Here is a 23,102-nt window from a genome sequence, read left to right as displayed (position 1 = left end):
GAGGGTGAAGTCGGTGAAGAGGGTTGGCCGGAGCTCAGTAGCGCGGGACGGAGGCGTCGCGCTGCTCGGACCAGGCGTTGATGCCGCCCTGCAGGTTGACCACTTGCGTGAAACCGTTTTGCGCCAGGAAGCTGGCCACCTGCTGGCTGCGCGCGCCGTGGTGGCACAGGCAGGCCACCGGCTGGTCGGTGGGCAGTTCTTCCTTGAGGTCAAAAATGCGCGCGGGGACGGCGCGCATCGGAATGTGCAGCAGCCTGAAACCGTCTTCCTGGACCGAGGCTGTCTGCACTTCCCACGGCTCGCGCACATCCAGCACGATGGGCGCGGGGCCGCCGGCGGGGAGGCCTGCAAGCCAGGCGTTGAAGTCGGCAGGGGAGAGCTGGTCAATCATCGGGACGGCTCGGCTTAAAAGTTGAATGTCGACGGTTCGGGGAAGTTGAGCAGGCGCGGAGCAACCGTGTCCCAGCCCTGCGTGGTGCGAAAGGCGGCGTCGCCGACGCGGGTGACCAGCGTGGCACGCATGACGGGTTCAAAACCCACCACGGCGCTGAGCCGGCCGCCGATCTTCAGCATCGCCAGCAGCGCGGGCGGCACCTCGGCGACCGAGCCGCTGAGCACGATCACGTCGAAGGGGCCGCTCAGCGGGTCGTTGCCCGAGACCGCCTTGCCAAGTTTGACGGCACCGTCGCCGGTGCGTACTTCGGCGTTGTAGACGCCGGCTTTTTTCAGGTTGTCGCGGGCCAGCTGGGCCAGGTCGGGGTCGATCTCGAGCGTGATGACCTGCTGGGCGCGGTGCGCCAGCAGGGCGGCCATGTAACCGGAGCCTGCGCCGATCTCCAGCACTTTCTCGTGTTTCTGCACCGCCAGGTCCTGCAGCATGCGTGCCTCGACCTTGGGCGCCAGCATGCACTGGCCGGGCTCGGCGCCCAGCGGGATCTCCATGTCGGCAAAAGCCAGGGCCCGCATCGCAGGCGGCACGAAGTCCTCGCGCTTGACCACTGCCAGCAGGGATAGGACCTGGCTGTCCAGCACTTCCCAGGGGCGGATCTGCTGCTCGATCATGTTGAAACGGGCTTGTTCGTAGTTCATGGTGTGGTCTGTAATAAACGTTGGGACTGTCGGGGAGACACCGGTCATTTTAGTTGGGGGGCAACCACCGGGGCGGGCAGGGCGCGCCGCCCGGTGAAGATTCTTTTGAACCATTGCGCCAGATCATCCAGGTAGCAATAGGTCACGGGCACCACCACCAGCGTCAGCAGCGAGGAGGTGATGACGCCGCCAATCACGGCCTGGCCCATGGGCGCGCGCTGCTCCGAGCCCTCGGTCAAGGCAAAGGCCAGCGGCACCATGCCGAAAATCATGGCCAGCGTGGTCATCAGGATGGGGCGCAGGCGTACACGGGCGGCCACCAGCAGGGCCTCGCTGCGTTCCATGCCTTCGTCACGCATGCGGATCGCAAAGTCCACCAGCAGGATGGCGTTTTTTGTGACCAGGCCCATCAGCATCACCACGCCGATGATGGAAAACATCGACAGCGTCGAGCGGAACAACAACAGCGCCAGCACCACGCCGATCAGCGTCAGCGGCAGCGAGGTCATCAGCGCCATGGGCTGCAGAAAGCTCTTGAACTGGCTGGCCAGGATCATGTAGATGAACAGGATCGCCATGACCAGCGCAGAGATGGCATAACCAAAGGACTCGGCCATGTTCTTGGTCGAGCCGCCAAACTGGTAGCGGTAGCCGGGCGGAAAGCTGATGCCGTCGAGCGCCTTGCGGATGTCGGTGGACACCTCGCCGGCCGAGCGGTTGTAGACGTTGGCATTGATGGCGACTTCGCGCGTCAGGTCGCGCCGGTTGATCTGGTTCGGGCCGGTGGCTTCCTTCACCGTGGCCACCTGGCTCAGGCGCACCGTGCGGGCCGAGCCGTCGGGGTTGTTGCCGATCACGCTGCTGATGAAGGGCAGGCGCTCCAGGTCCTGCGGCGTATTGCGGGCGTCGGGTGCGAGCCGCACATTCACGTCGTAGGTCTGGTCGTCGGGCGCGCGCCAGTTGCCCACCGTCTGCCCGGCCACCAGCGTGCGCAGCGAAGCCGCAATCTGCGAGACCGACAGGCCCAGGTCGGACGCGGCATTGCGCTTGACGTCCACCTCGATGGTCGGTTTGTCGGCCTTGAGGCTGGAGTCCAGATCCACCAGGCCGGGGATGCCGCTGATTCTGGCCATCACCAGGCCGGTCAAGCGCTCCAGCTCCTTCAGGTCGGCGCCCTGCAGCGAAAACTCCACCTGTTTGTTGCCGCCCACCGCGTCGAGCAGACCGACGTGGGTGACGGTGATGCCGGGCACCTGTTTGAGCCGTTCACGCAGCACGCCGGACATCTCGTCCACGTTGCGGGCTCTGGCCTTGCGGTCCACCAGGCGCACATAGATGCTGGCGTACATCTTGCCCTGCGCATTGCCGGTGTTGATGGTCGACAGCGTGTATTTCACCTCGGGGAATTCGCGCAGAATGGTTTCGACCTGCCGCGTCTTGGCTTCGGTCGTCTCCAGCGACGAACCCACCGGCGTGTAGAAATTGAGCGAGGTTTCCGAGAAGTCGGCCTTGGGCACGAACTCGGTGCCGAGCAGGGGCACCATGAAAACGCTGGTCACAAAAATCGCCAGGGCCAGCCCCACCGTGGCCAGGCGGTGGACCAGGGCCCAGCGCAGGATGCGCTGGTAGGTCTCGGCCAGCGAGTCGGTGGCGCGCTCGAACCAGCCGGTCACCCGGCCTATGGTCCTGTCGTAAAAAGTGACCGGCTTGCCATGCTGGCCGTGGGCATGAATGCTGGGGTCATGCCAGATGCTGGAGAGCATCGGGTCCAGCGTGAAGCTGACAAACATCGAGATCAGCACCGCCGCCACGATGGTGACGCCGAACTCGTGGAAGAACTTGCCGATGATGCCACCCATGAAACCGATGGGCAGGAACACCGCCACGATGGAAAACGTGGTGGCCAGCACCGCGAGGCCGATTTCCTGCGTGCCTTCCATCGCGGCCTGGTAGGGCAGCTTGCCCATCTGCACGTGGCGCACGATGTTCTCGCGCACCACAATCGCATCGTCGATCAGCAGGCCCACACACAGGCTCAGCGCCATCAGCGTGATCATGTTGATGGTGAAGCCGAACAGGTTCATGAACAGGAAGGTGCCGATGATGGAGATCGGCAGCGTCAGGCCGGTGATCACCGTGGAGCGCCACGAGTTCAGGAACAGAAAAACAATCAGCACCGTCAGCAGCGCGCCTTCAATCAGCGTGCGGCGCACGTTTTCAACCGCGACCCGGATGGGCCGCGAGCCGTCGCCGATCTGCTCCAGCCGCGTGCCGGGCGGAAGCTGCGCCTGCAATTCCTTGATCGCGCTGTTCAGCCCGTCCACCACGGCAATGGTGTTTTCGCCCTGGGCCTTCTGCACCGTCAGCAGCAGCGTGCGCTGGCCGTTGTATAGCGCCAGGCTGTCGATCTCCTGCGAGCCGTCGCGGATGGTGGCGACCTGGTCCACGGTGACGGTGCTTCCCGCGCCGGCGGCGGACACCTTGCGCGCGACGATGATCTTGCCGAAGTCTTCGGGCCGTTTCATGCGGGCGTCGATTTTCACGACGCGTTCCTGTGCCAGCGAACGGATGGCGCCCACCGGCAGGTCCTGGTTTTCATTGCGCACGGCGCTCGCCACCTGGTCGGCCGTGATGCCCAGCGCCTCCATGGCCTGCGGGTTCAGGTAGATGTTGATTTCGCGCTTGCTGCCGCCCACCAGGCTGACCGAGCCGACGCCGCGCACGTTTTCCAGCCGCTTCTTGAGCACCTGGTCGGCCCAGTTGGTCAGTTCGACGGCGGTGGGCAAGGTCGCTGTGCCTGCCGCTGCAGGTGTTTTGCCATCGGCGCCTGCAGCCATCGGCAACACGGCAACCGACCAGATGGCGCGGTTGGCCGGGTCGAAGCGGAGCACGCGTGGCTCCTTGACCTCGTCACGGAGCAGCGGACGCAGCGAAGCAATCTTTTCGCGCACGTCTTCCGCGGCCTTGCGGCCGTCAATGTGCAGCTGGAACTCGATGATGACGACCGACTGGCCTTCGTAGCTGCGGGAGGTCAGGGCATTGATGCCGGCGATCGAGTTGACGCCTTCCTCGATTTTTTTGGTGACTTCGCTTTCGACGATTTCGGGGGAAGCCCCCGGGTATTCCGTCGTGACCACCACCACCGGAAAGTCGATGTTGGGAAACTGGTCCACCTGCAGGCGCTGGTAGGAAAACAGACCCAGCACCACGATGGCGAGCATCACCATGGTCGCGAAGACCGGATTTTTCAGGCTGACCTGCGTGAACCACATATCAGTACCCGCCCGGCCGCCCGAAGGGCACTGAGCGCCCCCTCGGGGGGCAGCGAACGCAGAGAGCGTGGGGGCAGCACATCTGGCTTACGGCGCGGTTCTGGCGGTAGCCGCGGGTGCAGTCTGGGCCCATGCGGGCGCCTGCGTGAACTTCACGGCCGTGCCCTCGCGCAGGGTGCCCACGGCGCCGGCGATCACCACCGCGTTTTCAGCCAGTCCCTTGACGGCCACCAGGGTGCTGCTGCCCGCGTCGGCGGCGCTGCTGCCGCGCAGGCCCATTTGCACCGGCTTGTGCACCACCTGCTTGTTGTCCACCACCTGCACATAAGGCGCGGGTTTGTCGGTGCGCACGGCGCTCAACGGTACGGCGAGGGCCGGTATGCGTGTGGTGCCCAGGGTGCCCTGCGCAAACAGGCCCTGGCGCAGGCCCAGAGGCGTGGCTGTGTTGTCGATGGCCAGGTACACCAGCACGCTGCGGCTGCCGCCCTGCGCGCTGGGGTTGATGCGAGCCACCGTCGCCTTGACGGTTTGCGTGCTGCCTTCAATCTGCAGTATGGCGCTCTGGCCGGGGCGCACCGTCAGCGCATCGGCTGCGCTCAGGCTGGCCTCCAATTCAAGCCGGCTCAGGTCCACAATTTCCAGTACCCGCACGTCCACCCCGAGGCGTTCACCGGGCTGGGCCAGGCGCTGCGCGACCTGTCCCGACAGGGGGGCACGCAGCACCGTGTCGTCCAGTGATTTTCTGGCCACCTCGGCAGCGGCAAGCGCGGCGCGGTGGTTGGCCTTGGCCGCATGGAGGTTGGCCTGCGAGGCGTCGAGCGCCGTTTTGGAGATGAAACCTTGGTTGACCAGGGCCTGGTTGTTGTCGTACTGGCGCTGCACGATGTCGATCTGCGCCTTGGCCGAATCCGCCTGCTCCTGCGCCTGCCGCATGCGCGACTGGTATTCGCTGGCGTCGATGCGTGCCAGCACCTGTCCGGCCTTGACGCTATCGCCTTCACGCACCGTCAGGCCCTGCAGCTCGCCGGCCACCCGCGTCTTGACGAACGCGGAGTTGACGGCCTTGAGGGAACCCGATACCGGCAGGCCCTGGCTGAGTTCCACGGTTTTGGCCTGGAACACATCGGTGACGGCCAGTTCGACCACGGTTTGCGCCTTGGCAGCGGTGGTATCGGCCAGTGCCTGCTGCTGCTTTTTGCGAGCTGACAACGTGCCCCACACGGCCGTGGCCAGCAGCAGCAGCAGGACGAGGGCAATGACCCATTTGATCCAGGGTTTCATTTTTTCGCTTTGTCGGTGGTGGGGGTCGCGCAGATTCCGTGGAGGATGGTGTCAACCTGGGTGGCGATGTACTTCGCCGCGTTGCCCGGCAGGCCGGGGTCTGCGCAGGTGCCCGCGGAGTGTTTGGCCAGAATCAGGAAAATCATGGGTGCAATCACGCTGTAGATGGCGTGGTCCAGGTCCATGGGCCGGAATTCGCCGCGGTCGATGCCTCGCTGCATGATGCGGCGAATCAGGGTCTGGCCTGGCAGGATGACTTCCTGCTGGTAAAAAGCGGTAATTTCCGGAAAATTGCCGGCTTCGCTCATCATGAGTTTGGTGATGCCCGAGGCTCGGGTGGCACCGACACGCTCCCACCACACCGTCATGCAGTAGGCCAGCATTTCGGCGGCCGTGCCTTCAAAACGTTCGAACTCGTCGTTCCACTCCTTGAAGCGGCCCGAGATGTTTTCGCGCACGACAGCCTTGAGCAGTTCTTCCTTGCTCTGGAAATACAGGAACAGCGTGCCCTTGGAAACACCGGCGCGGGCTGCTACTTCTTCGGCGCGGGTCGCGGCAAAACCTTTTTCGACAAACAGGTCAAGGGCGGCGTCCAGCAGTTCGCCGGGGCGCGCCTCTTTGCGACGCTCGCGTTTGGCCGAGAGCGTGGCGGTGGTATCGCTGAGGAAGGTGGAGATAGACATTAGTTACTGACTGACTGGTTAGTAATGTAGTGCCTTGCTCCCGGTCCGTCAAGGGACCCGCCCACTTTATCCGGGCTCAGGCAGGTGAAGATGGGGTAAAGCTTGCGGCAGATCAAGGCCGGGCAATACGCAGCGCCAGCCACTCCTTGAGCACCAGCCGCGACGCATCCAGGCCATCGCCGGAGGGCAGCCATTCGAGCACGCCGTTGCGGCTGGGCAGCATGAAACCCATGGGCGCAGCGGTCACCAGGAAGCCGGCGTGCTCGAATGCCAGTACCGAGCGCGGCATGTGCCAGGCATGGGTGACCAGCGCGATCCGCTGCACGCCGTCTTTTTGCAGCAGCGGCCTGAGCAGGCTGGCGTTCTCGGCGGTGTCGCGCGACCGGTCGTCGATCCAGCGCAGCTTCAGCCCGTAGTCCCGCTCAGCCATGCGGCGGGCGACTTCGCCTTCCGACAGGGCTTGTGCGTCGGCCGCGCCCCAGCCCATGCCGCCTGCAAACGCCACCGGCAGGCCGGTCTGGCGCGCCAGCCAGACGCCGTAACGCAGGCGCATGGCCGCGGCGGGGGAAGACTGCGCCTCGCCGTACTCCGGGGCAACCGGGTGAACCCCGCCGCCCAGCACCACAATGGCCTGCACGCCGCCACTTTTCAGCGCGGTTACCGTCAGCGGCGCGTACTGCGGCAGGATGGTCTGCGCCAGCCACACGGCGACCGCATGGCAGCTCAGGAACCAGAGCAGGGCCAGGCCCGCAAAGGCCAGCAACAGGCCCGATGCCCTTTTGCGGATGGCCAGCACCAGGCCCAGCAGCGCCAGCAGCAGGGGCGCCGCGGGCGGCAGCACCAGCGTGGCGAGAATTGGCTTGAGTTCACCCAGGGACATCATTCAAAATGCTCTCAAATAGATAGCTGCTTGCGCAGGCGTGGAAAGGGCTGGAGGCCGATTTGACTCATGAACTTCAGGAAACAGGTTGCGCGGCTGCGGCACGGCGGTTCAGGGGTTTTCTGCTTTGTCGGATGATCATTGCCTGAATTCAATACCATTCGCTCAGGCGCGCAGAACAGAAATCAGCCGGAACCGGCCCATCGTAACCAAACAAGGATCCCCCATGACACAAGACCCATCGAACGGCACGAGCCTGCAGACCATCACGCTGGGCGGCGGCTGCTTCTGGTGCACCGAAGCGGTGTTTGTCCAGGTGCGCGGTATTGCTGACGTGGAGTCGGGCTACAGCAATGGCCACATCAGCAACCCGAGCTACGAGCAGGTGTGCACCGGCACCACCGGGCACAACGAGGTCGTCAAGCTGGTCTATGACCCGGCGCAGATCAACCTGCGGGCCATTCTTGAAATCTTCTTCGTGATCCACGACCCGACCACCTTGAACCGCCAGGGCAACGACACCGGCACGCAGTACCGCAGCGGCATCTATTACGCCACGCCCGAGCAGAAGCAGGTGGCCGAGGACATGGTCAGCGCGCTGAACCGCGACAAGCTGTTTGGCAAGCCCGTTGTCACCGAGGTGCTGCCGGTGGACAACTACTCGCCGGCCGAGGAATACCACCAGGACTTCTTCGAGAAGAACCCGAACCAGGGCTACTGCATGGCGGTGGCCGGGCCCAAGGTGGCCAAGTTCCGCAAGACCTTTTCGGAATACGCCAAAAGCTGAAAACAGCTGAGCACAGCTGAGAACAGCTGAGAACTGCAGGGAAGGGCGGGACCTGGCCGCCCGGAGGTCGCCAGGCGCGTGAGCGCATGACCTTTGACCGAGGCACCGGGCGCTACACGGAGCGCCCGGACAAGCTCCGGTTTTGATGCTGGTTCTGGTGCGCGGCGCCCGCATCTGGTGCGAAGCAATGCTGCATGGTGCGGGGAAACCCTTGGATGACGCGATGCGTCAAATGTCCTATTGACAGAACAATAGGACTGTTCCTAACATCGGCCCATGTCACCCGTATTGCCCATGACGAAGTACCACCAGATCTACCTGGTGCTCCGTGAGCAATTGCATGAAGGCCGGTTCTCGGAAGGATTTCCCGGCGAGTTGGCGCTGATGCAGCAGTTCGGCGTGGCGCGTGTCACCGTGCGGCGGGCGCTGGAGCAGCTGGCGTCCGAGGGCCTGATTTCGCGCGAGCCGGGTCGAGGCACGCGGGCGCTGGACGTTGGCGCTTCGCCGGCCGCGCCGCGCGGCCAGACGGCGCAGCGGGCCCAGCTCACCGGTCTGCTGGAGAACCTGGTCAGCATGGGACTGAAAACCTCGGTCAACGTGCTCGAGGTAGAGCTGGTGACCGCCTCTGCCAGCGTCGCCACTGCGCTGCAGCTCAAGCCGGGCGACCCGGTGCAAAAAGCAATCCGGGTGCGCAGCACACGGGAAGGTCCGGTGTCCCACATCACGACCTATGTGCCGGCGGACATTGCCCGCAAGTTCGGGCGGCGAGAGCTGGCCAAAAAGCCGATCCTCGTGCTGCTCGAGGAGTCCGGAGTCCAGGTCGGCCGTGCCCACCAGACCATTTCCGCGCGGCTGGCCGATGTCATGGTGGCCAAACATCTGGACGTGGCGGTCGGTTCGGCCCTGCTGGCCGTGCGCCGCCTGGTCTATGACGAGCAGGACCGCCCGATTCAATGGCTGCATGGTCTGTACCGCCCGGACAGGTACGAGTATGAAATGCAGTTGTCGCGCGTTGGCAGCATCGATGCCAAGGTGTGGGTCAGCAAAGAGTTGTCCGCCAAGTTCCATTAATCCACTTCAGGAGAATGCCATGAGTACCCGTCGCCATTTCATGTCCCAATCTGCCGCGGCCGCTTCGGCGCTGGCATTTCCCCTGGTGGGGGGCGCGCAGCCCAAGTCCATCAAGGTGGGTGTGCTGCACCCGGTCACCGGGGCGCTGGCCTATTCGGGTCAGCAGTGCCGCCTGGGCGCCCTCATGGCCATCGAGGACATCAACAAGGCGGGCGGTATCAAGTCCATGGGTGGCGCCAAACTCGAGGCGCTGCTCGGTGACGCGCAGTCCCAGCCGCAGGCCGGTGTGGCGGAGGTCGAGAAGATGAACGAGGCCGGGGTATCCGCAGTGGTCGGCGCTTTTGCCTCGGCGATCTGCCTGGCCACCACCCAGGCGGCCGCCAAGTACAACCTGCCGCACGTGGTTGATGTCGGCGTGGCCGACCAGATCGTCGAGCGCGGCCTGAAGAACACCTTCCGCTTCGGCCCCGGCTACCGCAAGTGCGCCGAAACCGCGGTCGCCAACCTGCATGTGCTCAACAGCGCCGCCGGCAAGCCGGCCAAGACGGTGATGATTGTTCACGAGGAGTCGCTGTTCGGCACCGGCACGGCCAACCTGCTGGCGCGTGAGCTGCCCGGCTACGGCTACGAGGTCAAGGAAGTGATCAAACACGCGAACCCGACGCGCGACTTCAACAACATCGTGCTGCGCATGAAGGCGGTCAACCCCGACATCGTCATCCCGGCCAACTACTACAACGAATATGCCCTGCTGGTGCGCACCATGCAGCAGCAGAAAGTGACACCCAAGGCGATTTATTCGGTGCTGGGTGGTGCGGCATCGAGCTACAAGTTCGTCAAGGAGTTTCCGGACGCGGCCAACGGCATCATCGACTGCAACCACTGGTTCAACCCCAAGGACAAGCGCTCGGCCGAACTCAAGAAGCGGGTCGAGGCCCAGGGCCTGTTCTTCAGCTACGAGGTGTTCATGACCTACACCTCCATGCGCCTGCTGGCCGATGCCATCGACAAGGCCAAATCAGCCGACCGCGCGGCCATCATCAACGCGCTGCAGAACAGCACTTTCTCCGACCACATCATGCCGTACGGCGCGACCCAGTTCGTCAACGGGCAGAACATGGGCGCGCAGCCGCTGATGACGCAGGTGCTCAAAAATGACATCAAGGTCATCATCCCGCGCGACTACCGCGAAGCCGACCCCCTGTTCCCGCTGCGGGCCTGAAAAAGCAGCGTTCGCATCGAGCCCGCGCCGGCGCCTTCATGCGCTGGCCGGGGTCGGTGCCAGCGGCTGTGCCACTTTCCCGGCTGTGCCACCTTCCTGTTTGCCCCATGTTTGACCTCAGCATCCTTTTCCCCTCCCTGCTCAACGGTGTGACCACCGGCGCGGTCTATGCGCTGATCGCGCTGGGGCTGACCCTGATCTACGGTGTGCTGCACATCATCAACTTTGCCCACGGGGCGGCCCTGATGATCGCGCTGTATGCCGTCTACATGCTCAAGCAGCATCTGGGCATCGACCCCTACCTGGCGCTGCCTCTCGTGGTGCCCGGCATGTTTGTGCTCGGTTATGCGCTGCAGCGCCTGATCATCAACCGCGCCAGCCACGGCAAGGACGAAAACATCCTGCTCGTGACGCTGGGGCTGTCCATCATCCTGGAGAACGCGGCCCTGCTGTTCTTCAAGTCCGACACCCGCACCATCGATACGGCGTATACGCTGACCACCGTGGCGATTGGCCCGGCCATGATCGCGCTGCCCAAGCTGGTGGCCTTTGCCGGTGCGCTGGCGGTGTCCGGCCTGTTGTTGTGGGTGGTGGGCAAGACCGACCTGGGCCGCGCCATCCGCGCGGTCGCCAAGGAGAAACACGGCGCCAAACTCATGGGCATCGATGTCGACCACGTGTATGCCATGAGTTTCGGCATCGGCCTGGCCTGCCTGGGGGCTGCCGCCTGTTTTCTGCTGCCGGCGTATTACGTGAACCCGCAGGTCGGCAGCGGCTTTGTGCTCGTGTCCTTCACCATCGTGGTGCTGGGCGGCATGGGCAGCTTTGGTGGCGCCTTGCTCGGCGGCCTGCTCATCGGCGTGGTCGAGTCGCTGGGCGGCCTTTACCTCGGCGAGTCACTCGGACAGATCGGCATTTTTGCCATCTTCATTGCGGTGCTGCTGTTTCGCCCGCAGGGCCTGTTTGGAGCCAAGGCATGAGCAGCGGCATGAAAGACCTGACCGGCATCGTGCTGTTCGTCGCGCTGGTCGCCGGCATTCCGCTGCTAACCGATTCCGGCGTGATCCTGAACTTCGTGATGATGGCGCTGTACGCGGCCCTGCTGGCCCAGGCCTGGAACATCCTGGGCGGTTTTGGCGGGCAGTTCTCGTTCGGCCACGCGCTGTTCTTCGGCACCGGCGCCTACATCCAGGCCATCGCGCAGTTGCAGGGCGGGCTCAACGCCTGGATGGCCCTGGGCCTGGCGGTGGCCGGCAGCGCAGGGGTCGGCGTTTTTGTCGGCGCGTTGTCGTTTCGCTACGGCCTCAAGGGTTCTTATTTCGCGCTGGTCACGCTGGCCTTTGCCGAGGTGTTCCGCATCCTGGCCCTGTCCGTGCCTTTCACCGGCGCCGGCGTGGGCCTCATGCTGCCGCTGCAGGAGTCCTTCGCCAACATGCAGTTCGGCTCGCGCAAGGGTTATATCTACCTCGTGCTCGGTTTTGTAGCGGCCGCGCTGCTGGTGAGCTGGTGGCTCAAGAACTCGCGTTTTGGTGCCTACCTGCAGGCGGTGCGCGACAACGAGGACGCGGCGCGCGCCATTGGCGTCAGTCCCTTCGGCATCAAGCTCGGTGCGATTGCGCTGTCGGGTGGCTTCATGGGGGCGGGTGGCGCCTTCTACCTGCAGGTGTTCCAGTACATCGATCCCGGCATTGCCTACGGCGCGCAGACCTCGGTCGAGGCGCTGGTCGCCGCCATCGTCGGCGGCCTGGGAACACTCTGGGGGCCAGTGCTGGGCGCGCTGGTGCTGCATGTGCTGGCCGACATCACGCGCAACCTGTTCGGCGAGCTGCCCGGCATCAACATGGTGATTTATGGCGTGGTGCTGGTGGCCATCGTGATGTTCATGCCGCGCGGCATAGGCGGGCTCGGCGCGACCGCCCGGTCGCTGTGGCGCGGGCGTGGACACAAGAAAGGAGGACGCGGTGGCTGACACCCTGCTCTCCATCCAGGGCCTGTCCCGATCCTTTGGCGGCCTTCAGGCCGTGCAGAACGTGAGCCTGGACGTGCCCCGCGGCAGCCTGGCTGCCCTGATCGGCCCCAATGGTGCGGGCAAGACCACGCTGTTTGCGCTGATGTCCGGCTTCCTGAAGCCCGACAGCGGCAGCGTGGTGTTCGACGGCCAGGACATCACCGGCCGCGCGCCGCACCTCAATGCGCGCGAGGGCATGACGCGCACCTTCCAGATCGTGCAGCCGTTTGCCACCCAGACCGTGCGCGAGAACATCGCGGTCGGTGCGCACCTGCATCTGAAGGACAGGCACAGCGCGCTGAGCCAGGCCGAGGAGGTCGCAGCCCGCGTCGGCCTGGCGGCGCTGCTCGACAAACCGGCGTCCGACCTGACAGTGGCCGGCCGCAAGCGGCTCGAGCTCGCGCGGGCGCTGGCCACGCGGCCGCGCCTGCTGCTGCTCGACGAGGTGCTGGCCGGCCTAAACCCGCAGGAAATTGCTGAAATGATTCCCGTGGTGCGCGGCATTGCGCAAAGCGGCGTGACCGTGCTCATGATCGAACATGTGATGCAGGCCGTGATGAACCTGGCCGAGCATGTCTGGGTGCTGGCGCAGGGCCAGCTGATTGCGCAAGGTACGCCGGCCGTGGTTACCGCCGACGAGAAGGTGGTCGAAGCCTACCTGGGCCACGGCACGGCCGCGCGCCTGCGTGCGGCGGCCCTGGCCGCAACGGGAGGGGTCCCCGCATGAGCCCGTTATTGGAAATCCGCGGCCTGCGCGGAGGTTACGGCCAGGTCGAAGTGCTGCGCGGCGTCGACCTCGTGGTGCAGGCCGGCGAAACCGTGGCGCTGCTGGGCAGCAACGGCGCCGGCAAGTCCACGCTGAACAACGTGATCTGCGGCATCTATCCTGCCTGGGCCGGCAGCGTGTTGTTCGACGGCAAGGACCTGAGCCGCGCACATTACCGCGATGTGGTGAAAGCCGGCCTGATCCAGGTGCCGGAAGGGCGCAAGGTGTTTCCCAACCTCACGGTGCTGGAAAACCTCGAGCTCGGCTCCTTCACGCGGGCGCGTGAGCGCCGCGCCGCCAACCTCGAGAAGGTCTTTGGCATTTTCCCCCGCCTCAGGGAGCGCCTGCCGCAGCTGGCCGGCACCATGAGCGGCGGCGAGCAGCAGATGCTGGCGATCGGCCGCGGCCTGATGGCCGAGCCGCGCCTGCTGATCCTCGACGAACCCTCGCTGGGCCTGTCGCCATTGCTGGTCGACGAGATGTTCGGCCTGATTCGCAAACTGCACGACGACGGCCTGGCGGTGCTGCTGGTCGAGCAGAACGTCGGCCAGTCGCTGGAAATTGCCGACCGGGCCTATGTCATGGAAAACGGCAGCATCCGTTTTTCGGGCCAACCGGCGGAGCTGCTGGGCAGCGACGAGTTGCGCCGCGCCTACCTGGGCCTTTGATCCCTGATGGAGTTTGATCATGAAACGTCGTGACATTTTGTTGTCCTCTGCGGCTCTGCTGGCGGCCAGCGTGTCTGCGCAAGCCCTGCCCACACGCATCCTGGTCGGCGCGCCGGCCGGTGGCTCCACCGATACGCTGGCCCGTACGCTGGCCACCGAACTGGGGCGTTTGTTGGGCAAGGTGGTGATCGTCGAAAACCGGCCCGGCGCCGGCGGCAACATCGCAGCCGAGGCCGTGGCCAAGGCTGCGCCCGACGGCAACACGCTGTTGATGAGTTTCACCAGCCACGCCATCAACGCCTCGCTGTATCCCTCGCTGCCGTTTGACCCGATCCGCGACTTCACGCCGCTGACCTGCGTGGCGACCTCACCCTCGGTCCTGGTGGCCCACCCTTCGGTGCCAGCCAAAGATGTGCGCGAGCTGATATCACTGGCCAAAGCCAGGCCGGGACAGCTCAACTTCGCCATCGGTGCGGTGGGATCGTCGCTGCATCTGGCGGGGGATCTGTTCAAGATGCAATCGGGCGCCTTCATCGTGAACATTCCCTACCGCGGCACGGCGCCGGCGATCCAGGACGTGATCGCCGGGCAGGTCGAGCTGATGTTTGCCGCGATCGGCAACGCCCAGGCGCAGGTCAAGGCCGGCAAACTCAAGGCGCTGGGGGTGACCAGCAGCAAGCGCCTGGCGGCCTTTCCGGATGTGCCCGCGATAGCCGAAGTGCTGCCCGGTTACGAGTCGAGTGCCTGGTTCGGCCTGTTCGGCCCCGCGCGCATGGCCCCCGAGCTCGCCAAACGCATCAGCGATGCCGCGCGGCAGGCGATTGCCGCACCCGAGGTGCGTCGCCGGCTCGATGCCGAAGGGGCTGTGCCGGTTGGTAATTCACCGGAAGAATTCTCGAAGTTCGTGCAGGGCGAAATCCAGCGCTGGGCCAGGGTGGTGAAGTTCTCGGGAGCCAAACCGGAATGAAAGAACCTGTTCCACAGACCCTCGCGCAAAAACTGATCGCCCGGGCGGCCGGACGTCCGTCGGCCTCGCCCGGCGAGATCGTGACCTGCCGGGTGGATCTGGCGATGTTTCACGATTCGTCGGGTCCGCGCCGGCTCAAGCCCATGCTGGAAGAGCTGGGTGCGCAGATCTGGGACAAGTCGCGCGTCGTGCTGGTGATGGACCACTACGTGCCCGAGCGTGACGACGAGTCGCGCCGGATTGTGCGCATCGCGCGCGACTGGGCGCGTGAGCAGGACCTGCCGCATGTCTACGACAGCCAGGGTATCTGCCATGTGGTAGTGGCCCAGCACGGCCACATCCGGCCCGGCATGTTCTGTGTTGGTGGTGACTCGCATTCGCCCACTGGCGGCGCGTTTGGTGCCTACATGTTTGGCATCGGCAGCACCGAGATGCTGGGCGTGGTGGTGACCGGCGAGATCTGGCTGCGCGTGCCGCAGACCCTGCAGATGTATTGGCACGGCCGCCTGCAAAAAGGCGTGACCGCCAAGGACATGATGCTCCATATGATTGGCCGCTTCGGCATGAACGGCGGCCAGTACCAGGCGGTGGAATTCGCCGGCCCCGCCGTCCATGCGCTGGCCATGCAGGAGCGCATGACGCTGTCCAACATGAGCGCCGAACTCGGCGCGCAGGTCGGCCTGATTGCGCCCGACGAGGTCACCGCAGCCTGGTTGCAGGCCGCCGGCGCACCAGCCAGCGAGCCCGCCGACCTGGCGTGTTGGCACAGCGACGAAGGCGCCGCCCTGACGCGCCACGAATTTGATGCGGATGCGCTCTCGCCGTTTGTGGCCGCGCCGCACAGCCCGGCCAATGCCGAGGTGGTGGGCCGATTCAGCGGCATCCCGGTGGACGTGGCTTACATCGGGGCCTGCACCGGCGCCAAGCTCGACGACCTGCGCGCCGCCGCCGAGGTGCTGCGCGGCCAGCGTGTGGCCAGTGGCGTGCGCCTGATGGTGGCGCCAGCCAGCCAGAAAGACCAGAACGCCGCCCGTGAAGAGGGCGTGTTGCAGGTGCTGCTCAATGCCGGCGCCGAGCTGTTCCCCACCGCCTGCGGCGCCTGCGCCGGTTATGGCGAGACCCTGGGCGACAACACCACGGTGATCTCCAGCACGGCGCGCAACTTCAAGGGACGCATGGGGTCGACAAGCACGCAGGTCTACCTGGCCTCGCCCTACACCGTGGCCGCCTCGGCCCTGCGCGGCGTGATCACCGATCCGCGCGAGGTGCTGGCATGACGCAGGCTGCGACGACCCATCGTGTCTGGAAGCTGGGCGCTGACGTTGACACCGACGTGCTGGCGCCCGGCCATGCCATGAAACACGGTATCGACAGGATTGCCACTTACTGCCTCGAGTCCGTGCGCCCTGAATTTGCGACACAGGTTCGTCCGGGCGACGTGATCGTCGCCGGCCCCAACTTCGGCATCGGCTCCTCGCGCGAGCAGGCGGCCGCCGTGCTGGTCAAGCTCGGTGTGGCGGCAGTGATTGCGCCCTCGTTCAGCGGCCTGTATTTCCGCAACGCCTTCAATGTCGGCCTGTTGCTGCTGACCTGTCCGGAGGCTGACGTGCTGCAGGAAGCGGAGCAGGTCGCGCTCGATACCCAAGACCTCGCGGTGATTTCGGGCGCAGGAAAGCGCCTGGCCTGCGAGCCCATCCCCGACTTCCTGCTCGACATGGCGCGTAGCGGCGGATTGATGAATCAATTACGAATCCGATTTGGCAAGGAGCCTGAACATGTCTGAGATTTCCCCGGGGCCGGCGATGGACCCCGTCACCCTGGCCGTGCTGCGGGGCCGTCTCGAACAGGTTGCCGACGAGATGGACGCCACGCTGTACCGCAGCGCCTTCAACCCCATCATTGCCGAGGCGCACGACGCCTGTCACGGCCTGTACGACGCCGTCTCCGGCGACACGCTGGTGCAGGGCAAGTCCGGCCTGCCGGTGTTTGTTGGCGCCATGGCTTTTGCTGTGCGCGCCGCAGCCCGGGTGGCGCGCGAGCGCAGCGCACCGGATGACCCGCACGCCGGCATGGCCGACGGTGACACCTGGCTGTTCAATGACCCTTACGAGGGCGGCACGCATGCCAATGACTTCAAGCTGGTGCGGCCCTTTTTCCGCGGCGGCAAGCTGTTCTGTTACCTGGCCTCGGCCGCGCACTGGCACGACGTCGGCGGCGCCGTGCCCGGCAACTACAACCCGGCCGCCACCGAGTGCTGGCAGGAGGCGGTGCAGATTCCACCCGTGCGCATCGTCCGCGCCGGTGCACTCGACGCCGATGTGCTGGCGATCCTGCAGGCCAACACCCGGCTGCCCGACAGCCTCTGGGGCGATCTCAACGGCCAGCTCGCCGCGCTTGAATTGGGCGTGCGCCGTCTGCATGGCCTGCTCGACGAATATGGCGATACGCTGGTGCTGCAGGCCATGGGGGAGCTGCGCGCACGCGCCGTGCGGCTGATGCGCTCGCACATAACCTCGCTGCCCGACGGTCGCTACTCGTTCAGCGACATCCTGGACAACGACGGTGTCAAGGACGAGCCACTGACCATTGCGCTGGACATGACGGTGCAGGGCGAACGTTTGACGCTTGATTTCTCACGCACCTCGCCGCAGTGCGCCGGCCCGGTCAATATCTCGCGCGCCACGGCGATTGCCGCCTGTTATGTCGCGCTCAAGCATTTGTTTCCCGACGTGCCGGCCAATGCCGGCGTGCTCGACGCGGTGGACTTCGTGCTGCCGGACGGCCTGGTCATCAGCGCGGCCCGGCCCCGGCCGGTGGGGGGTTACACCGAAACCATCCTGCGCATGATCGACGTGATTTTCAGTGCCGCCGCGCAGGCCGACCCGACACGCGCCGTGGCCCAGGCCTACGGCACCATCAATGCGCTGTCCATCGCAGGACACCGCACGGACGCTGCCCGCAAGGGCCAGCGCTGGGTGATGTTCAGCTTCTTCGGCGGCGGGCATGGCGGCCATTCGGGCGGTGACGGCTTGAGCCACGGCAATGCGCCGATTTCGACAGCGACGATTCCCCCCCTGGAAATTCTGGAGGCGGCTTACCCGGTGCGTTTCACCGAGTGGTCGCTGCGCGCCGATTCCGGCGGCGACGGCCAATTCCGCGGCGGCCTGGGCGCGAACTACGAAATCGAACTGCTGGAGCAGGACGCCGAGGTCTTCATCTTCGGCGAACGCGGCAAGTCCGCACCCAAAGGGATTGCCGGCGGCGGCGAGGCTGCGGTCAATGTCTTCAGCTACGAGAACAACCACGAATGGAAAACACCCCCTATGGTTTCGAAGATGGTCGGCATCAAGCTCAAGAAAGGCGAACGTGTGCGGCTGCAGACGCCGGGTGGCGGCGGCTACGGCGCGCCAGCGGATCGCTTGCAGAGTTCGCGTGAGCGTGATCAGGCCCTGGGTTATGTGACGGCATGCGCCGCGAAGAAGGAGGGCGTATGAGCACTCCAGGCGGTCTGGTTGTCGGTGTCGATGTCGGTGGCACCTTCACCGATCTGTTTGTGCTGGACGAAGCCAGCGGCAGTGCGCGCATCGTCAAGGTGCCTTCCACTCGCGGCGAGGAGGCGCGCGGCTTCATGAACGGCGTGGCGCGTGTCGCCGACTCGGCGGCCAGCATTGCGACCATCGTGCACGGCACGACGGTGGGCACCAATGCTCTGCTCGAACGCAAGGTGGCGCGCACCGGCATCATCACCACGCGTGGTTTTCGTGATGTGCTGGAGATGCGCCGGCGTGACCGCCCGCAGACCTGGGGCCTGCGCGGGAGTTTCGAGCCCATCGTGCCACGCGACCTGCGGCTGGAGGTGGACGAACGTGTGCTGGCCGACGGCAGCATCCACACCGCCGTGGATCTGGAGCAGGTGCGCACCCAGGCCAAGGCCTTGCTGGCCGCGGACTGCGAGGCGGTCTGCGTGTTTTTCATCAACACCTATGCGAACCCGGCCAACGAACGCGCCGCCGTCGCGGCCGTGCGCGAGCTCTGGCCCAATGCCCATGTGACGGCGGCCAGCGAAGTACTGCCGGAGATCCGAGAGTTCGAACGCTGCTCCACCGCCACGCTGAACGCGGCGCTGCAACCGGTGGTTGGCAGCTACCTGACGCGCCTGGAGTCCGACCTGCGTGGCCAGGGATTTGCCGGTGAGCTGTTGATCGTGCAGAGCAACGGCGGCGTGATGTCGCGCCAGACCGCCTGCGACGTGCCGGTGCGCACCGCGCTGTCGGGTCCGGCGGCCGGCGTGATCGCCTGCGCGGCGATTGCCCGCTCGGCCGGTTTTCCCAACGCCATCACCGGCGACATGGGCGGCACCTCCTTCGACGTGTCGCTGGTCGCCAAAGGTGAAGCCGCGCTGTCGGCGCAGACCTCCATCGAGTTCGGCATGGTGGTGCGATCACCCATGATCCAGATCGAGACCATAGGCGCCGGCGGCGGCTCCATCGCCTCGGTCGATGCCAGCGGCATGCTGCAGATCGGCCCGGAATCGGCCGGCAGCAACCCGGGCCCGGCCTGTTACGGCCGCGGCAACACGCGCCCGACGGTGACTGACGCCAACGTGCTGTTGGGCCGGATTGCCGCCGACCGCCCGCTGGGTGGCGGCCTGCTCGCGGCCATGGACGCCGGCAAGGCGCGCGCCGCGATCGAGCAGCATGTGGCGCAGCCCCTGGGGCTGGACGTGATGGCGGCGGCTGAAGCGATTTTGACGGTGGCCAACGCCAAGATGGCCGGTGCGATCCGCGTGGTGTCCATCGAACGCGGGCACGATCCACGCAACTTTGCCTACATGCCCTTTGGCGGCGGTGGCGCGCTGCATGTGTGCGCCATGATGCGCGAGGTCGGGGTGACCACCGGCATCGTTCCGCGTTATCCCGGCGTCACTTCGGCCCTGGGCTGCGTGATGGCCGACATGCGGCACGACGCGGTGCAGACCCTGAACAAGGGCCTGGCCGAGCTCGACATCGCCGATCTGCGCCAGCGCATCACCACCGTCGCGGCGGCCTGCCAGCAACGGCTGGACTCGGCCGGTGTGCGTTTTTCCGAGGTGCAGGAAGTCATTGCGCTGGACATGTTGTACGCAGGCCAGACCCACACGGTGCAGGTGCCCTTGCCGGTGACGCAGGTCGAGCTGATCACCGCGGCCGTGATTCAGACCGCCTTTGAAGCGGCCTACCTGGCGGCCTTTGGACGTGTGCTGGGCGGCATCGCGATCCGCGTCATGAACCTGCGCTACGCCCGCATCGGTGTGCGGCCCAAGTTCGATCTGGCGGTGCTGGCGCCCACTGGGCCGGGCAGCACGGCGCCCAGCGGCGAGCAGCAGGTGTTTCACGCCGGGCGCTGGTGGGCGGCGGTCCGTTACCCGCGCCTCGAATTGCCTGTCGGTGCGCGCATAGACGGCCCGGCCATCCTTGAACAGCCGGACACCACGGTCTGGCTGGAGCCCGGCTTTCAGGCCACGGTCGACAGCTTTGGCAACCTGCTGGTCCAACCCTCATGAACCCATCACCGAAAAAAATCGCGCTGATCATCGTCGATCTGCAAAACGATTTCCTCTCGCCCGAGGGCGCCTATGCACGCGGTGGCGCCGCCAGCGCGGTGGCGCGTGAATTGCCCGGCCGCGTGGCCGGTGTGGCGCGCGCGCTCAAGGCCGGTGGCGGTCTGGTGGCGTCCAGCCAGTTCACGCTCTGGCCAGATGCCCGGGGCGAACCCATGATCTCGCCGCACCTCCTGGCCCTGCGCCCCTTCCTGCGCCGAGGTGACTTCGCCCCCGGCAGCGCGGGGCAGGCCAACGTGGCCGAGCTGCAGCCCCTGATCGATGTCTCGGTCTGCAAGGTCGCCTACTCGGCTTTTTTCAACACCCAGCTCGACTGGGTGCTGCGCCATGCGGGCATAGACACCGTCGCCGTCTGCGGCATCGTCACCAACGGTGGTGTGGCCAGTACGGTGCGGGATGCCCACATGCGCGAGTACCACACCATCGTGCTGAGCGACGGTTGCGCGGCCTTCAAGCCCGAGGTCCACGCGACGGCGCTGGCCGACATGGGCACGCTGGCGCAGGTCATGCGCTGCGAAGAATTCATCGAATCATTGCCATGAGCTCGCCCGTGATCCGCCGGGCCGAACGCATGGACGCACCGGTCCATGTGCCGGTCGCGATTGTGGGTGCCGGTGCCTGCGGCCTGACGGCGGCGCTGATGTTGCGCGACGCCGGCATCGAATGCGTGGTGCTCGAGCGCGACGCCGTGCCCAGCGGCTCGACCGCGCTGTCCTCGGGTTTTGTGCCCGCACCCAACACGCGGGTGCAGCAGTCTAAAAACATTGAAGACAGCCCGCAGCGTTTTGCGGCAGACATCCAGGCCAAGGCCCATGGCACGGCGGCGCCGCACCTGGCCACGGCTTATGCCGAGGCCATAGGCCCGGCGATGAACGCCCTGCAAGGCAGGCACGGGCTGGACTTTGTGCTGCTCGATGATTTTCTTTACCCCGGCCACAGCCGGCACCGCATGCACGCCGTGCCCGAGAAAACCGGTGCCGGCCTGATGGCGCGCCTGCAGCAGGCCGCCGAAACGGCCGACGTTCCGATCGTGACCCGCGCGCTGGTGCGCGAGCTCTGGCTCAATGAGCGCGATGAAGTTCTGGGTGTGGCCTACGAGCGGCCCGACGGAACGCTGGAGCAACTGAGCTGCGACGTACTTGTCCTGGCCTGCAACGGCTTTGGCGGCAACGCGGCCATGGTGCAACAGCTCCTGCCCGAGATGAAAGACGCTACCTTTGCCGGCCACACCGGCAACGACGGCAGCGCCATCGCCTGGGGCCGCTCCCTGGGTGCGCGCCTGGCCGACCTGGGCGGCTACCAGGGCCACGGCTCCTGGGCCGTGCCGCAGGGCGCGCTGGTGTCCTGGGCGCTGATGATGGAAGGCGCGGTGCAGATCAATGCGCTGGGTCGGCGCTTTCACGACGAGACCGGCGGTTATTCGGAAGCCGCCGTGCAGGTGTTGGCGCAGCCGGGCAGCGTGGCCTGGAATGTGTTCGACGAAGCCTTGCTGGCCTTCGCGCGCAGCTTTCCTGATTTCTGCGAGGCCGAAGTCGCCGGCGCGCTCAAGCGCTGCGACGATGAGACGGCGCTGGCAGCGCTGATCGGCTGCGATGCGGCCGCATTGCGCGCCACGCTGGCGGCTGTGACCCCGGGTGCGGCGGCGCCCGACGGACGCGTTTTCAAGCGCGCGTTGCACACGCCTTTCTACGCGGTCAAGGTGACGGGCGCGCTGTTTCACACCCAGGGCGGGCTCGACATCGATGCACACTGCCATGTGCTGCATGAAGACGCCAGCCCTTTCAAAAATCTGCTGGCCGCCGGCGGCGCCGCGCGCGGTGTCTCGGGCAACGCCGTCTGGGGCTACCTCTCTGGAAACGGCCTGCTCAGCGCCATCGCGGGCGGCTACATCGCGGCGCGCAGCGCGGCCACGCTACTGGAAACCAAGCCATGAACTCCAAGCTTTCATTGAAGCAACGCCTGACGCAAGCACCGGCCGTGCTCGCCCCCGGCGTGTATGACGCGCTCAGCGCGCTGGTGGCCGAGCAGGCCGGCTTCGAGGCGCTCTATCTGTCGGGCGCGTCGATTGCCTACACGCACCTGGGCCGCTCCGACGTGGGCTTGACGACATTCACCGAGGTGGCCGACACGCTGGCGCGCATCACCGAGCGCGTCAGCCTGCCGGTCATCGTGGATGCCGACACCGGTTTTGGCAATGCACTCAATGTCATGCGCACGGTGAAGGGCTTCGAGCGCGCCGGCGCAGCCATGATCCAGCTCGAAGACCAGACCTTTCCCAAACGCTGCGGCCACCTCGACGGCAAGGCCGTGGTGCCGGTGCAGGAGATGGTCGGAAAACTCAAGGCCGCCCTCGACGCCCGCTGCAGCGCGAGCACCCTGATCCTTGCGCGCACCGATGCAGTCGCAGTCGAGGGACTGGACGCCGCGCTGGAGCGCGCCGAGCGTTATCTGGAATGCGGTGTGGACGCCCTGTTCATCGAAGCCTTGCGCACGCCGGAGCAGATGGACGCGGCCTGCGCACTGTTTGGCCAGCGCATTCCGCTGCTGGCCAACATGGTCGAAGGCGGCAAGACGCCGGTGCAAAGCGCCACCGAACTGGGCGCGCGTGGATTCCGCATCGTCATCTTCCCCGGCGGCACGGTGCGCGCTGTGACACACACGCTGCAGGGCTACTACGACAGCCTGCATCAGCACCAGACCACGGCGCCGTGGCAGAAACAGATGCTGGACTTTGACGGACTCAACCAGGTCATCGGCACGGACCAGCTGATGGCGGCCGGAAAACGTTACGAGTAGGCAAGTCAGGCGC

The 23,102-nt window shown here is 65.8% G+C and carries 21 protein-coding genes; 15 read left to right on the top strand and 6 right to left on the bottom strand.

Annotated features, from left to right (window positions below; genetic code table 11):
* Window positions 1-34: 34 nt before the first annotated feature.
* The 6 genes from PSV26_RS19550 to PSV26_RS19525 all read right to left on the bottom strand — a co-directional run bounded on the left by PSV26_RS19550 (window position 35) and on the right by PSV26_RS19525 (window position 7,208).
* Window positions 35-391, bottom strand: coding sequence for a rhodanese-like domain-containing protein (locus PSV26_RS19550; RefSeq protein ID WP_300573236.1), 357 nt, complete (start codon window positions 389-391; stop codon window positions 35-37).
* A 14-nt stretch (window positions 392-405) separates the two neighbouring features.
* A complete protein-coding gene (locus tag PSV26_RS19545; RefSeq protein ID WP_300513094.1) occupies window positions 406-1,089 on the bottom strand; it encodes a protein-L-isoaspartate O-methyltransferase in 684 nt (227 codons plus the stop codon).
* Between the two features lie 44 nt (window positions 1,090-1,133).
* Window positions 1,134-4,361, bottom strand: a complete 3,228-nt coding sequence (locus PSV26_RS19540) for an efflux RND transporter permease subunit (RefSeq protein ID WP_300573233.1) — start codon at window positions 4,359-4,361, stop codon at window positions 1,134-1,136.
* An 87-nt stretch (window positions 4,362-4,448) separates the two neighbouring features.
* Window positions 4,449-5,642 carry an efflux RND transporter periplasmic adaptor subunit gene (locus PSV26_RS19535; RefSeq protein WP_300573231.1) on the bottom strand — a complete coding sequence of 398 codons (1,194 nt, stop codon included), beginning with the start codon at window positions 5,640-5,642 and terminating at the stop codon, window positions 4,449-4,451.
* Window positions 5,639-6,325, bottom strand: a complete 687-nt coding sequence (locus PSV26_RS19530) for a TetR/AcrR family transcriptional regulator (RefSeq protein ID WP_300573228.1) — start codon at window positions 6,323-6,325, stop codon at window positions 5,639-5,641. Before PSV26_RS19530 ends, PSV26_RS19535 begins: the two co-directional genes overlap by 4 nt.
* 112 nt (window positions 6,326-6,437) lie before the next feature.
* On the bottom strand, window positions 6,438-7,208 hold the full coding sequence (locus PSV26_RS19525; protein ID WP_300573225.1) for a YdcF family protein: 771 nt from the start codon (window positions 7,206-7,208) through the stop codon (window positions 6,438-6,440).
* A 223-nt stretch (window positions 7,209-7,431) separates the two neighbouring features.
* On the opposite strand from PSV26_RS19525, the gene msrA reads away from it, so the two are divergent.
* The 15 genes from msrA (at window position 7,432) to PSV26_RS19450 (ending at window position 23,089) form a co-directional block, all read left to right on the top strand.
* The gene (msrA, locus tag PSV26_RS19520) at window positions 7,432-7,992 is read left to right on the top strand and encodes a peptide-methionine (S)-S-oxide reductase MsrA (RefSeq protein WP_300513084.1); all 561 of its coding nucleotides are present in this window, start codon (window positions 7,432-7,434) and stop codon (window positions 7,990-7,992) included.
* A gap of 276 nt (window positions 7,993-8,268) precedes the next feature.
* A complete protein-coding gene (locus tag PSV26_RS19515) occupies window positions 8,269-9,063 on the top strand; it encodes a GntR family transcriptional regulator (protein ID WP_300573222.1) in 795 nt (264 codons plus the stop codon).
* A 19-nt stretch (window positions 9,064-9,082) separates the two neighbouring features.
* Window positions 9,083-10,285, top strand: coding sequence for an ABC transporter substrate-binding protein (locus tag PSV26_RS19510; RefSeq protein WP_300573219.1), 1,203 nt, complete (start codon window positions 9,083-9,085; stop codon window positions 10,283-10,285).
* Between the two features lie 107 nt (window positions 10,286-10,392).
* Entirely contained in the window at window positions 10,393-11,265 is an 873-nt protein-coding gene (locus PSV26_RS19505) for a branched-chain amino acid ABC transporter permease (RefSeq protein WP_300513078.1), read from the top strand.
* On the top strand, window positions 11,262-12,254 hold the full coding sequence (locus tag PSV26_RS19500) for a branched-chain amino acid ABC transporter permease (RefSeq protein ID WP_300573216.1): 993 nt from the start codon (window positions 11,262-11,264) through the stop codon (window positions 12,252-12,254). The genes PSV26_RS19505 and PSV26_RS19500 overlap by 4 nt, the downstream gene beginning before the upstream one ends.
* The gene (locus PSV26_RS19495; RefSeq protein WP_300573213.1) at window positions 12,247-13,020 is read left to right on the top strand and encodes an ABC transporter ATP-binding protein; all 774 of its coding nucleotides are present in this window, start codon (window positions 12,247-12,249) and stop codon (window positions 13,018-13,020) included. The genes PSV26_RS19500 and PSV26_RS19495 overlap by 8 nt, the downstream gene beginning before the upstream one ends.
* On the top strand, window positions 13,017-13,727 hold the full coding sequence (locus PSV26_RS19490) for an ABC transporter ATP-binding protein (RefSeq protein ID WP_300573210.1): 711 nt from the start codon (window positions 13,017-13,019) through the stop codon (window positions 13,725-13,727). The genes PSV26_RS19495 and PSV26_RS19490 overlap by 4 nt, the downstream gene beginning before the upstream one ends.
* A gap of 19 nt (window positions 13,728-13,746) precedes the next feature.
* Complete coding sequence (locus PSV26_RS19485; RefSeq protein WP_300573207.1) at window positions 13,747-14,694, top strand: tripartite tricarboxylate transporter substrate binding protein; 948 nt, start codon at window positions 13,747-13,749, stop codon at window positions 14,692-14,694.
* Window positions 14,691-15,971, top strand: coding sequence for a 3-isopropylmalate dehydratase large subunit (locus tag PSV26_RS19480; RefSeq protein WP_300513069.1), 1,281 nt, complete (start codon window positions 14,691-14,693; stop codon window positions 15,969-15,971). Before PSV26_RS19485 ends, PSV26_RS19480 begins: the two co-directional genes overlap by 4 nt.
* A complete protein-coding gene (locus PSV26_RS19475) occupies window positions 15,968-16,477 on the top strand; it encodes a 3-isopropylmalate dehydratase (protein ID WP_300513067.1) in 510 nt (169 codons plus the stop codon). The genes PSV26_RS19480 and PSV26_RS19475 overlap by 4 nt, the downstream gene beginning before the upstream one ends.
* Entirely contained in the window at window positions 16,470-18,188 is a 1,719-nt protein-coding gene (locus PSV26_RS19470; protein ID WP_300573204.1) for a hydantoinase B/oxoprolinase family protein, read from the top strand. Before PSV26_RS19475 ends, PSV26_RS19470 begins: the two co-directional genes overlap by 8 nt.
* Entirely contained in the window at window positions 18,185-20,236 is a 2,052-nt protein-coding gene (locus tag PSV26_RS19465; RefSeq protein ID WP_300573201.1) for a hydantoinase/oxoprolinase family protein, read from the top strand. Before PSV26_RS19470 ends, PSV26_RS19465 begins: the two co-directional genes overlap by 4 nt.
* A complete protein-coding gene (locus PSV26_RS19460) occupies window positions 20,233-20,835 on the top strand; it encodes an isochorismatase family cysteine hydrolase (protein WP_300573198.1) in 603 nt (200 codons plus the stop codon). The genes PSV26_RS19465 and PSV26_RS19460 overlap by 4 nt, the downstream gene beginning before the upstream one ends.
* Complete coding sequence (locus PSV26_RS19455; RefSeq protein ID WP_300573195.1) at window positions 20,832-22,226, top strand: FAD-dependent oxidoreductase; 1,395 nt, start codon at window positions 20,832-20,834, stop codon at window positions 22,224-22,226. The genes PSV26_RS19460 and PSV26_RS19455 overlap by 4 nt, the downstream gene beginning before the upstream one ends.
* A complete protein-coding gene (locus PSV26_RS19450) occupies window positions 22,223-23,089 on the top strand; it encodes an isocitrate lyase/PEP mutase family protein (RefSeq protein ID WP_300573192.1) in 867 nt (288 codons plus the stop codon). The genes PSV26_RS19455 and PSV26_RS19450 overlap by 4 nt, the downstream gene beginning before the upstream one ends.
* Window positions 23,090-23,102: the final 13 nt, after the last annotated feature.

Origin of the sequence: Polaromonas sp., assembly GCF_029945685.1 — a bacterium.
Classification (GTDB): Bacteria; Pseudomonadota; Gammaproteobacteria; order Burkholderiales; family Burkholderiaceae_C; genus Polaromonas.
Note: the sequence above shows the minus strand (reverse complement) of the source record. Positions and strands in the feature narration are given on the sequence as shown.